We start from the raw sequence: 16072 nt of genomic DNA, 5'->3' as shown, positions 1-16072 counted from the left end.
ACGGTGAAAGCCACCATTTTCCTAACCCGGAAAACCGTACAATCCACCGGCGCCCTCGACTACCGCATCATCGACGTCTCCAACGAGCGCATCCTCCGGCAAAACCGTGTTCCCGGCTCGTTCACCTGGCAAAACCAGTTCGGTACATTCCGGGGCGATGAGCGCGCGCTGTCCGACGAAGACAAGCGCCTTATCCAGGGCCGCGACCTCGTTCCTCCTCCCCCGCAGGACCTTTTCCTGGAGCTCACCCGGCCTATTTACGACCGGATGGCCCGCGATCTGCAATCCTTTTACAGCAGGTATTGAATCATCATAAACGGCATTTTCAAAGCGTTCTGCAGACAGCCTGTGGAACGCTTTGATATTTAATTTCTTACGATGGATGTAACCTTTTCCGCGCGAAACTGTTATAGTCAATGTACAAACCATCAAGACATGCACAAATTATTCAGCATTTCCATTGCCATTGCAGCGACGGCGCTCATGGCGGCATGCTCCAACGCCAACAAAACAACCGGTGGCGGCGCCAACAACGAAGCCGATCTCTATAAAACCTGGCGCTTCGTTGAAATCGACGGCCTGCCGGTAGACACTGCCGGTTTAAGAACGCCGGCTGAACTGACCTTCGAGAAGAACGACAGCCGCGTATTCGGGTCGGCCGGCTGCAACCGGATCACGGGCGGCTTCAAGCTGGAAGCCCCGAACAAGCTTTCTTTCACGCCACTTGCCGCCACAAAAATGATGTGCATGGACAAAATGGAATACGAATCCAAATTCTTCGGTGTAACCGATAAGATAAAAACATGGTCCGTGGTAGACGGGGTGCTTACCCTGGGCGCGGAAGATGGGAAGACACTTGTCAGGCTTATGGCTAAATAATCCTGATTTTTGGACTAACATGAAGGCCTGCATTACGCAGGCCTTTGTTTTTTGGTGAATATGAAGGACAGATCAGGCCAAAACAGCCTGGTGGTGCTGCCATAACCTTGCATACACGGCGTTGTTGGACAGCAGCTCGGAATGTGTTCCTTCTTCCACCAGTTTTCCTTCCTGCAGCACAACGATTTTATCCGCACTCACAACCGTGCTCAGCCGGTGCGCGATCACAATGATGGTTTTGCCCTGGTCGCGCAGTTGCTGCATGGCATCCTGCACGTATTGGTCAGAAACGGAATCGAGGGAAGATGTAGCTTCATCGAGAATAATCACCTGCGGATCGCGGTACAGCGCCCTGGCGATGGCGATACGCTGCCGCTGGCCGCCGCTGAGGTTCACGCCGTGTTCTCCCAACGGTGTATTGAAGCCCTCGGGGAGCTTTTCGATGAACTGGAGAATGCCCAGCAGCTTGCAAACCTGCAGCACGCGCTGCACATCGGGTTCAAATTCCCCTACAGCGATATTTTCCAGCACCGACCCCGCAAACAGATCAATCTGCTGCGGCACGGCAGACACCTGGCGGCGCAGGCTGTCGTTATCGATATACCGGATGTCCAGCTGGCCGATCAGGATACTGCCATCCATCAGCGGGTAAATATTCTGCAGCAAAGCCATCAGCGTAGATTTCCCGCTGCCGCTTTCTCCCACCACCGCCGTGATCCGCCCATTCGGGATATGCAGGTCGAACTGCCGGAACACCTCCACCCGCGTGCCATACCGGAAGCTCACGCGCTGGAAATGGATATCCCCCACCATCTCCGGCGTCAGCGCTACTTTATTGGCTGTTTCCTCCTGCTCCAGGTCCATGATCTCGAATAACCTGTCTGCCGCGATCAGCGCATCCTGCATGCTCCGGTTCGCCCCGATCAGGCTCATGGCCGGCCCCGTGAAGTACCCGATCAATGCATAAAAAGACAACAGCTCACCGGGGCTCAGCTGCCGGTCCATCACGAAATAAGATCCCGCCCATAATAAAATCACCACAAACGCATTGGTGGCGAAACTACTGGCATTGCCAAGATAGAGGTTGGATACCGACGCGGAATAGATCGTCTTCAACAATCTTACGAACCGCGATTCCGTCTTGATATTCGCAAACTCCTCCAACCCGAAGCGCTTGATGGTGGCCACGGAGTTCAACGACTCCACGAGCTGGCTTCCCAGCTCCGCATTATCCTCCATCAGTTTGCGCTGCATTTTCTTGTTGACCTGGTTGCTGATCCAGTAAATCAGCCCATACACCGGCAATATCGCCAGCACCAGCAGCGCCAGTTTCCAGTAATATGTAAACATGAGCGCGAAGGAGAAAAACACGATGAAGACGTTCACCACCAGCCCGATTGCCACATCGTTGATGAATACACGGATTTTCACAGCGTCGTTGATCCTCGAAGTAATTTCCCCCACCCGCATGGTGTCGAAGAACTGCTGCGGAAGGCGGAGCAGGTGCTTGTAATACCCCAGGATCAGCCGGGCGTCAATCTGCTGGCCGGTCTTCAACGCGAAAATACTTTTCAGGTGCCCGATGAACAATTGCAGCAATAGTATTAGTATCATGATTATCCCCAACAGGTTCAGCAGGTTGCGGTTCCCTTCCACGAGTACATTGTCAACGATTTTTTGTACGTAAATCGAAGTCGATAATCCGAGCACGGTATAAATGATCGCGCCGAACAAAGCCTGTATCACCACCGCCCTGTGCGGCCGCAAAAGGAACCAGAACCTTGACAGGTGGGAGATGCGCTCGTCGCCGGCTTTGAATTCATCGCCCGGCATGAGGATGATGAGAATGCCGGTCCACATTTGTTTGAATGCTTCATGCGGGATATGATGAAACTGCCCGTCGGCCGGGTCCATCACCGTTACTTCCGTTTTCGTGATGCGGTAGATCACTACGTAATGGTGCAAAACGCCTTTTACCACCACATGCGCGATGGCGGGCTTGGGGATATTGTACAGCGCTTCAAACGGGCCTTTCACGCCCTTAGCCTGGAAACCCAGCCGGGTAGCGGCTTCTACCATCCCGAGCACGTTGGTGCCCTTGCTGTCGGTAGCCGCCATCTGCCGGATGCGCGCCACGGGTAATTCGAGGTTGTAGTACGCCGCGACGGAGGCCAGGCAGGCGGCCCCGCAGTCGCTAAGGTCCCGCTGGCGTACGCGGGTGCTTTTCTTGAGTCGGGTGTTGGTGGACATGGTCGTGTGTTGTTTTCCGGTCTGGCGGTTACATGGCCGGTCGGTTCGGGATCAATTATCGTTGGGCGATGACGTTCGGGTTCATCCAGTCGTCCGTTTTATCGTACAGGAGCTGGAACAGGCTACGGCGGGTAAGGAGGAACCGGGCCTGCAGGGTCATCCCCTTCTTCAGCTGACCTTTCACGCCCTTCGCCGTGGAAACTTCCGTGGCGGCAAACTTGCAGCGTACTTTAAACACAGGCTGGTTATCTACCAGCGTGAAGTCGTTATCGACGCTTTGCACTGTTCCTTCCACCGAGCCCCACTCATTGTAGTTAAAAGCATCCACCTGGAAGCGCACGGTCATGCCGGCTTTCAGGTATCCAATGTCTTTCGGGCTCACCAGGCATTCGGCCACCAGGTTGCTGTCCGGACTGATAATCCCGATCATTTCCCCGGTCTGCAAATAGCCGCCGGGGTATTTACCATTGAATTGCTGGATGGTGCCGCTGACGGGCGCTTTGATGAGGTTCCATTCCTTCTGCTTCTGGAGCTGCTCCGCATCTGCCGCAAGGCGGTTGCTTTCCAGCCGGTAGCGGCTCAGTTCTTCCGCCCAGGCGCTGCGCTGCTGCTGAACAGCCGATCGGTATAGGGTTACGGAACGGTCGTATTCGTACTGCTTGTCGCGCAGTTCCTTTTCGGCCACTACTTTGTCTGCAAAAAGCTTTTTATACATCGCCAGGTCGCGGCCGAGTTTGTCCATCGTAGCCTGTTGTTCGCTGATGGCTGCCGTAAAGCGGCTGTATTGTTGCTGGTAAAGGGCGGTGCGCGGTGACCCGCCCCCTGTGGCCAGGCGCTGCAGGTCGGCGATAAAGGCTTCGCGCTGCTGTAGCTCGAAGGAGGCCTGGGAGATTTTGCTGTTGGAGATGTCTTCCTGCAGGCGCAGGATGAGTTGTCCTTTTTCTACATGCTGCCCCTCTTTGGCCAGCACCTCGGCGATGGTGCCCGACACGAGGCTGCGCAGCTCGTTCTTCTCCGCAACGGGGCGCACGATGCCCGCGGATTTCACGGAAACGTCCACATAAATGAAAGGTAAAGCCAGCAGGCAGAGGACTACAGCCAGCAACACGGTGGTGTAAATCACCTGGGTTTTCGCCTGCACGCGGGGTAACCACGACATGGCGGAATGCTCGATGACGGCGACGGGAAAAATCTGAGGCATGTTCAGGATTCAAGGTTCAAGTTGAATGCCTGACGGTTCAAATAGTTAATTGCTGTAAGACGTGACTAATTTACTATATTTTCCGGAATTATTCACCGCGTTCGTAACCTACGTCCACCTGTAGATTGCCCCCATCCGCCGCCTCGGTGGCCAGCTGGTCGCAGCGGTTGTTTTCGGGATTGGAAGCATGGCCTTTCACCCAGTTGAATTTCACGCGGTGCCTGCGGTAAAGGGGAATGAAGCGCTCCCAGAGGTCGCGGTTCTTTTTGTCTTTAAACCCGATTTTGACCCAGTTCCATAACCATCCTTTCTCCACCGCGTTCACCAGGTACTGGCTGTCGGTATACACCTGGATGGCCAGCCCCTCGCGCGTGAGCGCCTCCAGGGCCACGATAACGGCCAGCAATTCCATGCGGTTGTTGGTCGTCATCCGGTAACCGCCCGAAAGCTCGCGGCGGATATTGCCCCAGATCAGCACAATGCCGTAGCCTCCCCTGCCGGGATTGCCGCGGGCCGCGCCATCGGTATAAATAATCAATTGCTGGTTCGTCTGGTTCGTCAATGCCTGTCGGTTTTAAGGCAGCAAAAATAATGGAAAATACCGGCATGCGCATCCCTGTGCCAAAGAAGGCGCAAATTGCATTCACGGTTATTGTTGAAAAATGAAAATGCCGTTATACCTGGATCACCCCGGTCCGGAAGGGCTCTTCCACCGGCGCGTGGTTCGCCGCTTCGAGGCAGCGGGCGATGGTCTGGCGGGTTTGCCGGGGATCGATGATCTCGTCGACCCAAAGGCGCGCCGCGGCGTAATAAGGCGTGGTCTGACTGTCGTACTTATCGGTGATCTCCTTAAGCAGTTTAGCTTCGGCTTCCGGGGTGATTTCCTGCCCTTTGGCTTTGAGGGAGGCCACCTGGATCTGGAGCAGCGTTTTGGCGGCCTGTTCACCGCCCATCACGGCGATTTTGGCGTTGGGCCAGGCGAAAATGAACCGTGGGTCGTAGGCTTTGCCGCACATGGCGTAGTTGCCCGCGCCGTAGGAATTGCCGATGATCACCGTGATCTTGGGCACCACGCTGTTGCTCACGGCATTTACCAGCTTGGCGCCGTCTTTGATGATGCCGGAATGTTCCGACCGGCTGCCTACCATAAAACCGGTAACGTCCTGCAGGAAAACGAGGGGGATTTTTTTCTGGTTGCAGTTCATGATGAAGCGCGCGGCTTTGTCGGCCGAGTCATTGTATATCACCCCGCCCATCTGCATTTCACCTTTCTTCGTTTTCACCATTTTGCGCTGGTTGGCCACGATGCCCACGGCCCAGCCTTCGATGCGGGCGTAGCCGCAGAGGATGGTCTGTCCGTAGTCTTCTTTATATTCTTCAAACACCGACCCGTCCACGATGCGGGCGATCACTTCGCGCACGTCGTAGGAACGGGAGCTGTCGGCCGGGATGAGCCCATAAATTTCGTCATCGTTTTTCTCCGGCGCCACAGGCGCGATGCGGTCGAAGCCTGCGGTAGCGGGATGGCCGATGCGCGACACGATATGCCGGATGCGCTCCAGGCATTCTTCATCCGTTTTGAATTTGTAATCCGCGATGCCGGAGATCTCCGTATGCGTCACGGCGCCACCCAGGGTTTCGGCGTCCACATCTTCCCCGATAGCGGCTTTTACCAGGTAAGGGCCTGCGAGGAAGATGGAACCGTTGCCTTCCACCATCAGTACTTCATCGCTCATAATCGGCAGGTAAGCGCCACCGGCCACGCAGCTGCCCATGACCGCCGCGATCTGGGTGATGCCCATGGCGCTCATCTTCGCGTTGTTGCGGAAGATGCGGCCGAAGTGTTCTTTATCGGGAAATATTTCGTCCTGCATAGGCAGGTATACGCCGGCTGAATCTACGAGATAGATGACCGGCAATTTGTTTTCCATGGCGATTTCCTGCATGCGCAGGTTCTTTTTGCCGGTGAGCGGGAACCAGGCCCCTGCTTTCACGGTCATATCGTTGGCCACTATCATGCAGAGCCTTCCGCTCACGTACCCTACGCCGGCTACGGTGCCTCCGGCCGGGCATCCGCCGTGTTCTGCGTACATGTCGTAAGCCGTGAAGGCCCCGAGCTCCATGAATGTGCTGTCCTTATCGATGAGTGTGGCGATGCGTTCGCGCGGGGTGAGTTTGCCGCGCTGGCGGACTTTCTCCAGGCTCTTCTTTCCTCCTCCCTGTTCAATTACGGCCAGCCTTTGTTTCATGGTGCTGACCAACAATTTCAAATGATCTTCGTTCCGGTTGAATTCCATTTGCTGTTTATCCATAATGTGGCGATAATTTCGATAAATGTAAGGGAAATTGGGAGAACCGCGGCGAAGCGGCTACCTGCGGCGTTTGGTGCGATGCCTCCTGGTGAGCCGCCGCGCGCTGTTGCGCTTTCGCTGCGGTTGGTTCAAGCTGCTTTCCTGCCTGCGTTTTTCCCTGCGCCCATGCCGCCAGGCGCTCCATAATATTACTGCGAATGCACCCGGCAGGATATACAATCCAACTTCCGGGTTTTCGAAATCCCGCAGCGCGATCGTTTCAAATTTCGGATGCACCTTCACCGGCACCTGGCTCCCTATTGGAAAACTGCCTTCTTCACACTCGGAATATGCCATCTTTACAACGTATATCCTGTCATCCAACTTTACTTTCATCTGCGAACTGCGAAAACATTTCTTCGGCAACACCGTTACTTCCGCCATCTTCCATTCACCGTACAGGGAAACGTAAATATGCTTCCAGAGGAAATACCCGATCCAGAGATATAACAGTGTGAGCAGTATGAGGCCAATTCGTTCGAAAAGATTGAATAACATAGATATGAGATGATTGGGATGATTGGGAAAGGGTCGTCCAACCTATCTAAAGTAGTGTTAAATTTGGAAACAAGGGGACAGGAATGGAACATTAATTGCATGTATATCCTAAATCTAACCATATGTCTTTACCCGTAGTACTATCCGAAGCATTGCAACACATTTACCAGGGCCAGCCCTGGCTCGACGTTACCCTGATGGAACATCTCCAGGAACTGGACGCCGGCCAGGCATCGCGCCGCTTCGATACGTCGCATAACATCTGGGAGCTCGTCAACCACATCATTTTCTGGCACCAGAACGTTGACCGTAAACTGAAAGGCGAAAAACCGGAGCAGGAAGGCGACCTTCCCGACTTTTATTTCCCGGAAAACCACGGCGAAAACAACTGGCAGGCCACGCTCCTGCGGCTCGACCATTCCATCACCCACATGGTGGAAACCATCCGTAATTTCCCGGAGGAAAAACTCTGGTCCAACATTCCCAACACGCAGCACAACGCCTATTACTATATCCAGGGCGTGCTGCAGCATGCCGCCTATCACCTGGGGCAAATTGTCCTGATCCGTAAATACGCTGATAATTAATGGAAAACGCCGCTAAAAAGCGGCGTTTCTAACTAGGAAATGGTTAAAAGTACCGTTACCGGTATCGTGTACGAAAATATATATTTTATTTAAAATACAAAGCGGTATTTCGCAGCGGCGGAAATGATTTATATTCGGGAATAAATCCATGCCAATGGTGCTCCCACCCCCATCCCGCGACCGGGTCTATTCCATCGACGTTTTGCGCGGCATCGTTATGATCCTGATGGCGCTGGACCATGTCCGCGATTTCTTCCATACCGGCGCGATGACGTCCGATCCCCTCAATCCCGAAACCACGCATACCGCATTATATCTTACCCGCTGGGTCACGCACTTCTGCGCTCCTGTTTTCGTGTTTCTCTCCGGGCTTTCCGTGTTCCTTATGAACAGCCGCAAAAGCAAGGCGGAGATCAGCAAGTTCCTTTTAACGCGCGGCCTTTGGCTGATCCTGGTAGAAGTTACCGTTGTATCGCTGGCGCTTTCGTTCAACCCGCTCTTCAGTTTATTTTTCCTGCAGGTGATCTGGGCCATCGGGGTGAGCTTCGTGCTGCTGGCGCTGCTGGTGTTTTTGCCCTGGGGCGCGATCCTGGCGTTGGGCGCGGCTATAACGCTTTCGCATAACGTGCTGGATTTTTATGAAGCACAACCTGGTTTCCAACCCGGATTGTTGTGGGAGCTCGCGCACAAGCCAACGTACGTGCCGCACCAGGTGTTCCCCGGGCATAGCGCGATCGTCCTGTATCCTTTCCTGCCCTGGGTGGGCGTTATGATGCTCGGTTATGGCTGCGGGCGTTTGTTTGCCCCGGATGTTTCGCCACGCTTGCGGCAATCGGTGCTGGTGACGGCGGGCTTTGGTATGATCGGTGTGTTTTTCCTGCTGCGCGCCGTAAACGTATACGGCGATCCCCTGCGCTGGGAGGCCTGGCCGACGCTTTCGCAGACGCTTTTCTCGTTCTTCAACGTCCAGAAATACCCGCCTTCCCTGTTATACACCTGCGCCACCATCGGGCCGGGGCTTATTGCGCTGGCGGCGCTGGAACATGCGCGCGGCGCGGTTTCCGCTGTGTGCAAGGTATACGGCAGCGTGCCTTTCTTTTATTACGTGCTGCATTTCTATCTAATTCATGGCCTCACCGTCATCGCGTTTTTCGCCAGCGGATACAATGCTTCGCAAATCGTGGACCCGCAGACGCCTTTCCTTTTCCGCCCGGCTGATTTCGGGTTCTCCCTCCCGGTGGTTTACCTGGTATGGATCGGGGTTGTGGCGTTACTATACCTGCCCTGCAAACGCTTCGCGGAATACAAGCGCAACCGCCGCAAATGGTGGCTCAGCTATGTCTGACACCTACAACTCAAGCTCGTAACGCTCTTCGTACAGATCGTGGCCCCAGAGGCTGGCAGGCGTAGATTCCTTTTTCACGAAGCCCCATTTTTTATACAGCGCCGCAGCGGCCGACTGCTGGTCGGTGGTTAAGAGATAGATTTTCCTGAAACGCTGCGCCCTGCAGAAGTCCATCGCCTGCTGCATGAGCGCCTTCCCCAACCCGATACCGCGGTATTCCGGCCGGATGAGGAACCACCGCAGCTGCGCCTGCCTGCCTTCGCGGTGCTGGATCGCTACCACGCCCACCAGCCGGCCGAGGCTCGTGGCCAGCCAGAGGCGGTCGCGCCGGGGATCGGCATGCACCATGTAATCGTGAATGGTTTCCATGACGTAGTGCTCGAAGCGATGGTCGTACCCGTATTCTTTCGCATAGAGTTGTCCGTGCAGGGCGATGATATCCCCGATATCACCGGGGCGGATATCGCTCCTTATTTCGACCTGTTCCATCGTGATCCCGCTGCCCGGAGCGCCCAGGAGCCGGCGCAGCTCGCGCATGGACGCGGCGATGGTCTGGTGGTCGTTTGGCGGGAGGTGCGAGAGCATGTCGCGGATCTGGTCGTCGGACAGTGTGCCCATCTTCACCATCAACCGCCGGCCGCGGTCAGACAATGTGAGGTAGGAAGAACGGCCGTCTTCCGGCAGCGGGTGCTTCAGCACCATGCCTGCCTTTTCGAGCTTGCGGAGGATGCGGCTGAGGTATCCCGCGTCAATATGCAATGCCTCGCGGATGCCGGTGGCGGTGGTTTGTTTGTTGAAATGGATTTCGTAGAGGGCGCGCACTTCCGTAAGGGAATACTCGCTGTCGAAAATATGCTGCTGCAGCAATCCAAGCTGAGCCGTATAGAAGCGGTTGAACTGGCGGATGTCGGCGATGATTTCCTGGTCAGGCATCAGGTTGATATTTTACCGCAAAAATACATTCTTGTTTGCTTTTGTCAAATAGTTTAGTTGACGGAAGCAAATAACGGCAATCGTATTTTTTTAACCTCCGTCAAACGCCTACATTTGTTAGCTCCTTAAAACTGAAACCCATGAAGAAGAACATCGCCCATGTGCTGACCGGCAGGGCCAAGCAGATCACCCCGGAGGAAACCGTTATACAGCCGCTTCCCCACAAGGATTTCCGGTTCGCCAATCCGTTTATCGTCATCCATCATATCGGCCCTGAAACCATCGCGCCGGGGTCCGCCATGCGTATTCACCCGCATCCGCACCGGGGCTTCTCTCCCGTTACGTTCATGATTTCGGGGGAAGGGTATCATATGGACAACGCCGGCCATTCCGGCACTATTACCGACGGCGGCATCCAGTGGATGTTTGCAGGAAAGGGATTGCTCCACAGCGAAGGCCCGACGAAGGACATGCTGGAGCGCGGCGGCGCCTGGGAACTGATCCAGATCTGGGTGAACGTGCCCAAAGCGCATAAGTGGGACGATCCTTATTACCAGGCCGCAACGGCGGAAGAGCTGCCTTTCGTGCTGGAACAGGAAGGCGTCCGCCTCCGGCTGGCCAGCGGCGAACTGGAAGGCAAAAAGAGCCCCATGAAGAGCTTTACGCCGATTACGGCCATAGTGGGCACCATTGCCGCGGGCAAGACGGTGAAATTAACCGCCCGCCCCGGCGACCCCGCGCTGCTGTATGTGTACCGCGGACAGGTAACGGTCAACGGCACCGCTGCAACCATGCACCAACTGTATGTTTTTGGCAGCGAAGGGGAAGACATCGAGCTGACGGCCACTTCCGACGCGGGCATCCTATTCCTTACCGGCGAGCCCATCAACGAGCCTATTGCGGCGAAAGACAATTTCGTCATGAATACGGCCGGCGAAGTGGAACAGGCGCTGGAAGACTACCGAAACGGCGTTTTCGGCACGCTGCAATATTGATCCATTCATCCAAACCCCACCTATGCGACCGACATTCATCCGTCAAATGGCCGACGAAGGCCTGCTGAGCGAAACGGAGCGCCTCCGGCTGGAAGCGCAGCATGGCAGCAGGCTGTTTTCCCTGCACTGGGAGCTCAAAACCCTGCTCTACCTGGGCGTTTTGCTGCTCAGCGGCGGCCTGGGCACGCTGATCTATAAAAACATCGACACCATCGGCCACCAGGCTATCCTGGCGGTGATCGGCCTGCTATGCAGCGCGTGTTTCTGGTACGCCAACAAACACAAGGCGCCTTTCACCTGGCAAAAAGCGGAGTCACCCAATGCCTGGTGGGATTACGTGGTGCTGCTTGGCTGCCTGCTTTTCATTTCCTTCATCACTTACCTGCAGGGGCAATACGAAGTATTCGGCTACCGGCTGGGCAGCGCTACCTTCATCCCGATGGTGGTTTTGTTCGCCAGTGCGTATTATTTCGACCACCTCGGCGTGCTGAGCCTCGCCATTACGAACTTCGCGGCCTGGCTGGGGATCGCTATTACGCCGGTGCATATCCTGGCCGGCAACCACTTCGGTGTCGAAAGCCGCCTGATCGGCACGGCGCTGATCGCGGGCGGCGTGCTTACGCTGGCGGGTTATGCCAGCACACATTTCCGGAAGAAGGCGCATTTCTCCTTTACGTACTACAATTTCGCCATGCATATATTTTGTATCGGTGCACTGTCGGGCATGTTTTTCGAGGACGGCCTGCTGTTGCTGTATACGCCGGCATTGGTTGCGGCGCTGGTGTTCTATTATTTCCTGGGCATCCGGCTCCGGTCGTTTTACTTCCTGCTCATGACGGTTATTTACGGGTACATCGGGGCCGGATACCTCGTCATTTTTACCCTCGTGCAGGGATGGGAGTCGCTGGAGATGGGCGCCATTTACCTGTCGATCATCTACCTCATCGCTTCTTCCATTTTCATGGCGAGGCTGCTGATCCGCCTTCACCGCAAACTGAAAGCCGATGCTCATATATAACACCGCCCAGCTGGACAACCGCCTGATCCGCCAGGATGCGGAAGATGCAGCAGATGCCGTCATGATTGCACCCGAAACGGCGAAGCGCATTGCCGCGGCGCATCCCTACACCCTTTATTCCCCGAACATATTCGTACGCATAGGGCTGATGCTCGCTACGATGCTGGTAGTGTTGCTGGCGGCCGGTTTGGTTTTTCTGGTGATGATCGACGGCGCGCTGCGTTCGATAGAAATTTTCTTTATCGTCTGGGGCGTTTTGGCGTACGGCACGCTCGAAATGTGGATGTCTACGCATGCGCATTACCGGTCGGGCGTGGATGAAGGATTGGCCTGGATGTCGGTATTGATGATCGGTATTTCGCTGATGTCGTTGATGGAAAACCAGTCTCCGGTGGGGTTATACGCCATACTGAGCATCATAGGCGCGTGGTTTGCCCTGCGCACTTCCGATCCGGGGATCGCTTTTTGCACCTGGTGTTGTGCAATCATGCTGGTCGTGCACTTTGCCATCTGGTATATTCCGGGCGCGCGTTACCTGCTGCCGTTCCTGGTGATGGCGGTTGCTGGCGCGGGGTATTTCCTGTTCACACGGATGCAGCGGCAATTCCGGTTCCGGCATTACGACCTGGCTTTATCGGTCCTGCGGCTGGCGGCGCTGGCCACTTTTTACCTGGCGGGCAATTATTTCATAGTGCATCATGCGGGGCAGGAATTGCTTGGGATGGAAGGTACTCCCCCGTTCCCCTGGCTCTTTTGGACATTATCGTTACTTTTACCGCCCGCTTATATCTGGCTGGGGCTGCGGAAGAAAGACAGGGTACCACTCGCCATGGGGCTCATTCTCACCGCGGCGGCCGTCTTCACCGTGCGGGCATACCATGCCGTCATGTCCCTGGAAACGGCCATGGCCCTCGGCGGGATCGTACTGATAGCCGTGTCGTACATCGCACACCGCTATTTGAAAACGCCGAAGCGCGGATTCACCACGCAGGCCATGAACACCCGCAGCTTTGGTGCGGAGCAGCTGGAAGGGCTCATCATCGCGGAAACGATGCAGCATGCGCCCCAGCCTGCAGAAACCACCCGCTTTGGCGGTGGCTCCGGCGGCGGAGGGGGCGCCGGCGGAGAATTTTAGTTGATACTTAAAACCTTTGCATATGGATTTACAATTGAAAGGCAAAACCGCATTCATCAGCGGCAGCACCCAGGGAATCGGGTTCGCCGCCGCCAGGCTCCTACTCCAGGAAGGCGCCACCGTGATCATCAACGGCAGAACGGAAGCCCGTGTGGATGAAGCCGTACAGAAACTGAAAGACCTGGTGCCCAACAGTCCTGTTTCCGGCATCGCAGCCGATTTCAGCAAACTGGACGACGTTCAGCAGCTCATGGATAAACTCCCTTCCGTCGATATCCTCGTCAACAACGCCGGCATCTTCGAGCCCAAAGCGTTCGAAGACATCCCCGACGAAGACTGGTACCGCTTCTTCGAAGTGAACGTGATGAGCGGCGCCCGCCACTTCTTCCAGAAAATGATCGCTAAAAACTGGGGCCGCATCATCTTCATTTCCAGCGAATCGTCCGTCATGATACCTTCTGAAATGATCCATTACGGCATGACCAAAACCGCCCAGCTGGCCGTTAGCCGGGGACTGGCGGAACGAACGAAGAACACCGGCGTTACCGTCAACACCATCTTCCCCGGCCCCACCAAGTCGGAAGGCGTACTGGATTTCCTCGCCAAACTGGCTACCGAACAGGGTGTAACGCCGGAGGAAGCGGAAAAGAACTTCTTTAAAGACATGCGCCCCACTTCGCTCATCCAGCGGTTTGCGGACGTGTCGGAAATCGCCAGCATGATCGCTTACATCGCCAGCCCGCTGTCGTCGGCCACCAACGGCGCCGCCCTCCGGGTAGAAGGCGGGCTGGTGCCTACTATCGTATAACAACTGGTATAAATGGGGACTTTTTACTATTTTGTTCCATCCAAATAATATCAGCGTTTATGAAAAAACTCTCCATGCTTCTCTTTGCGCTCGGCGCCGTTGCCCTGTTATCGGCGGGTGTGGCTAAAAAGAAGAAAAAAGTCATCTTCTTCGGCGATTCCATCACCCAGGCCGGCGTTGGCCCCGAAGGGTACATCACCCAGCTCAACGGCCTGCTGGAAAAGTCGCATGCCGGGCAATATGAGCTCATCGGCGCGGGGATCGGCGGCAATAAAGTATACGATCTCTACCTCCGCATGGAAAAAGATGTGCTTGAAAAGAAACCGGATGTGGTCGTGATTTACGTGGGCATCAACGACGTATGGCATAAAGCTTCCCAGCGCACCGGTACGGACTTCGATAAATTCGGCGGCTTTTACAAAGCGCTCATCAAAAAGATCCAGGACAACGGCGCGAAAGTGATCGTCTGCACACCCTCCGTTATCGGTGAAAAGAAAGACGGTTCCAACGAACAGGACGCCGACCTCGACAAATACAGCGGCCTCATCCGCACCATCAGCAAGGACCAAAACCTGCCGCTGGTAGACCTCCGCAAGGCATTCCTCGACTATGAGACCGCCAACAACCCGGAGAACAAGGAGAAAGGGGTACTCACTTCCGACCGCGTACATCTAAACAAAGCCGGCAATGCTTTTGTGGCGGAACAGATGGCAAAGGCGATCACGGGATTGAAGTAATCTGTCTCGCAGGAATAGAAAAGGCAGGCCTTGCGGTCTGCCTTTTTTTTAGTTTGAAAAGAAGCGTTTTATTCCGAAGGTTTCTTCAATCTCACCCCTTCCGCTACGGGCTCCCCAAAAACGGGAATCCCGTCTTTCGTCCAGGTGAAGCGTTGCATGCGGGGCGAGCGTTTGCCGCCGCAGCCCCAGCCGGGTAGGGAGTTGGCGTGGTAAAGGATCCAGTCTTCCTTGCCGTCGGGGCTTTTGAAGAATGAGTTATGGCCAGGCGCCCACACTTTATTCGCCACCGATGTCTTGAACAACGGCTCGGGATGTTTGGTCCACTGAGCGGAATCGAGGAGGCTGCCTTTGCCGGAGAAGCGGAGAAGCCCCAGGGCGTAATGGTCTGTCCAGCAGCCGCTGGCTGAGTAAACGATCATGAGCTTCTTGCCGTGGAACAATGCCTGCGGGCCTTCATTCACCGTCACTTTCTGGCCGCTCTTCTCCCATTCGTGCTCTGGCACGGAGAGGCGCACACGCTCGGAAGAAATAGTCCAGGGATTTTTCATCTTGGCGATGTATATGTCCTGCTGCTTGTCGACATCACCTTCCCAACCCGACCAGATCATGTACAATTCCTTTTTGTATTCGAAGATGTCCGCATCGATCGCCCATTTGTTGGTGGCGTCGGTGACTTGCCCTTTAAAAGTCCAGGTGCCGGTCATGGGATCGGGCGAAGGGTTTTCGAGGACATACATGCGGTGCTGCGAATTTTTACCGCCGGTAGCGGCGAAGTAAGCGTACCATTTTCCGCGGAGGAATTGCACCTGCGGGGCCCACACATCCTTTGACCAGGCGTTGTTTTCCGTGGGTTTGTAGATGGTGGTGCGCTGGGCAGACTGCAGGTCTGTGAGGCTGCGCGTTTTCCATAGCACGACGGAGTTGGCGGTGGTATGGGTGTAGTAATAAAATCCGTCTTTGTAGAAAGAATACGGATCGGCCCCGGAAGGGAGCAATGGATTGGTGAACGTGGAATCCTGCGCGTGGGCGAAAAGCATGGCCTGCATGAGCGTCAGGGCTAATAAGATGGTTCTCATGATCCACAAAATAAAATATCCCTTTCAATTCTTTTTTTATTACTTTCGGGTACGTACACGTACAGCCTTATTTTTCATGAAAGCGAAACAACCAGAACAGCCGAACGGCGTCAAGGAAATAGCGCGCCGGGCAAAGGTATCGATCGCCACGGTGGACAGGGTGATCCATAACCGCTCAGGCGTATCCGCAAAAACGCGGGCGCGGATCGAGAAAATCATCCAGGAACTGAATTATCAGCCCAACATCATCGCGAGCCGC

Annotated in this window: 17 protein-coding genes; 10 read left to right on the top strand and 7 right to left on the bottom strand. The window is 55.2% G+C overall.

Annotated elements, in window-relative coordinates:
* On the top strand, positions 1–306 hold a 306-nt coding region (locus Q0510_RS14300), incomplete at its 5' end, for a hypothetical protein (RefSeq protein ID WP_298713027.1).
* Positions 307–435: 129 nt separating this feature from the next.
* The gene (locus Q0510_RS14295; RefSeq protein WP_298713025.1) at positions 436–879 is read left to right on the top strand and encodes an META domain-containing protein; all 444 of its coding nucleotides are present in this window, start codon (positions 436–438) and stop codon (positions 877–879) included.
* A gap of 72 nt (positions 880–951) precedes the next feature.
* Here Q0510_RS14295 and Q0510_RS14290 read toward each other — a convergent pair whose 3' ends face one another.
* From Q0510_RS14290 to Q0510_RS14270, 5 genes are all read right to left on the bottom strand, one after another.
* Positions 952–3129 (bottom strand): peptidase domain-containing ABC transporter, encoded by a 2178-nt coding sequence (locus Q0510_RS14290; RefSeq protein ID WP_298713023.1) that lies wholly within the window; start codon positions 3127–3129, stop codon positions 952–954.
* A 55-nt stretch (positions 3130–3184) separates the two neighbouring features.
* A complete protein-coding gene (locus Q0510_RS14285) occupies positions 3185–4330 on the bottom strand; it encodes an HlyD family efflux transporter periplasmic adaptor subunit (protein ID WP_298713021.1) in 1146 nt (381 codons plus the stop codon).
* Positions 4331–4418: 88 nt separating this feature from the next.
* On the bottom strand, positions 4419–4892 hold the full coding sequence (gene rnhA / locus Q0510_RS14280; RefSeq protein ID WP_298713019.1) for a ribonuclease HI: 474 nt from the start codon (positions 4890–4892) through the stop codon (positions 4419–4421).
* A gap of 112 nt (positions 4893–5004) precedes the next feature.
* A complete protein-coding gene (locus Q0510_RS14275; protein ID WP_298713014.1) occupies positions 5005–6642 on the bottom strand; it encodes a carboxyl transferase domain-containing protein in 1638 nt (545 codons plus the stop codon).
* A 57-nt stretch (positions 6643–6699) separates the two neighbouring features.
* Entirely contained in the window at positions 6700–7179 is a 480-nt protein-coding gene (locus tag Q0510_RS14270) for a hypothetical protein (RefSeq protein ID WP_298713011.1), read from the bottom strand.
* Between the two features lie 122 nt (positions 7180–7301).
* On the opposite strand from Q0510_RS14270, the gene Q0510_RS14265 reads away from it, so the two are divergent.
* Together Q0510_RS14265 and Q0510_RS14260 are read left to right on the top strand one after the other, a co-directional pair.
* On the top strand, positions 7302–7766 hold the full coding sequence (locus tag Q0510_RS14265) for a DinB family protein (RefSeq protein WP_298713008.1): 465 nt from the start codon (positions 7302–7304) through the stop codon (positions 7764–7766).
* A gap of 154 nt (positions 7767–7920) precedes the next feature.
* A complete protein-coding gene (locus Q0510_RS14260; protein WP_298713006.1) occupies positions 7921–9111 on the top strand; it encodes a heparan-alpha-glucosaminide N-acetyltransferase domain-containing protein in 1191 nt (396 codons plus the stop codon).
* A 3-nt stretch (positions 9112–9114) separates the two neighbouring features.
* On the opposite strand, the gene Q0510_RS14255 is transcribed toward Q0510_RS14260, so the two are convergent.
* Entirely contained in the window at positions 9115–10044 is a 930-nt protein-coding gene (locus Q0510_RS14255) for a helix-turn-helix domain-containing GNAT family N-acetyltransferase (RefSeq protein WP_298713004.1), read from the bottom strand.
* Between the two features lie 140 nt (positions 10045–10184).
* Between Q0510_RS14255 and Q0510_RS14250 the strand changes: the two genes are divergently transcribed.
* From Q0510_RS14250 to Q0510_RS14230, 5 genes are read left to right on the top strand one after another with little or no spacing between them, the layout of a single operon-like run.
* The gene (locus tag Q0510_RS14250; protein WP_298713001.1) at positions 10185–11039 is read left to right on the top strand and encodes a pirin-like C-terminal cupin domain-containing protein; all 855 of its coding nucleotides are present in this window, start codon (positions 10185–10187) and stop codon (positions 11037–11039) included.
* A 22-nt stretch (positions 11040–11061) separates the two neighbouring features.
* The gene (locus Q0510_RS14245; protein ID WP_298712998.1) at positions 11062–12057 is read left to right on the top strand and encodes a DUF2157 domain-containing protein; all 996 of its coding nucleotides are present in this window, start codon (positions 11062–11064) and stop codon (positions 12055–12057) included.
* Complete coding sequence (locus Q0510_RS14240; protein WP_298712995.1) at positions 12044–13192, top strand: hypothetical protein; 1149 nt, start codon at positions 12044–12046, stop codon at positions 13190–13192. Before Q0510_RS14245 ends, Q0510_RS14240 begins: the two co-directional genes overlap by 14 nt.
* A 22-nt stretch (positions 13193–13214) precedes the next feature.
* Entirely contained in the window at positions 13215–14000 is a 786-nt protein-coding gene (locus Q0510_RS14235; RefSeq protein WP_298712990.1) for an SDR family oxidoreductase, read from the top strand.
* A gap of 59 nt (positions 14001–14059) precedes the next feature.
* Positions 14060–14737 (top strand): GDSL-type esterase/lipase family protein, encoded by a 678-nt coding sequence (locus tag Q0510_RS14230; RefSeq protein ID WP_298712987.1) that lies wholly within the window; start codon positions 14060–14062, stop codon positions 14735–14737.
* A gap of 68 nt (positions 14738–14805) precedes the next feature.
* Here the strand turns inward: Q0510_RS14230 and Q0510_RS14225 are convergent, their stop codons facing one another.
* Complete coding sequence (locus Q0510_RS14225) at positions 14806–15813, bottom strand: glycoside hydrolase family 43 protein (RefSeq protein ID WP_298712982.1); 1008 nt, start codon at positions 15811–15813, stop codon at positions 14806–14808.
* A 76-nt stretch (positions 15814–15889) separates the two neighbouring features.
* On the opposite strand from Q0510_RS14225, the gene Q0510_RS14220 reads away from it, so the two are divergent.
* Positions 15890–16072: helix-turn-helix domain-containing protein (locus Q0510_RS14220; RefSeq protein ID WP_298712979.1), on the top strand; the 183-nt coding region annotated here is incomplete at its 3' end.

Origin of the sequence: uncultured Chitinophaga sp. (assembly GCF_937874145.1) — a bacterium.
GTDB lineage: Bacteria > Bacteroidota > Bacteroidia > Chitinophagales > Chitinophagaceae > Chitinophaga.
The sequence above is the reverse complement of the archived record's forward strand: the minus strand, read 5'-3'. Positions and strand labels throughout refer to the sequence as shown.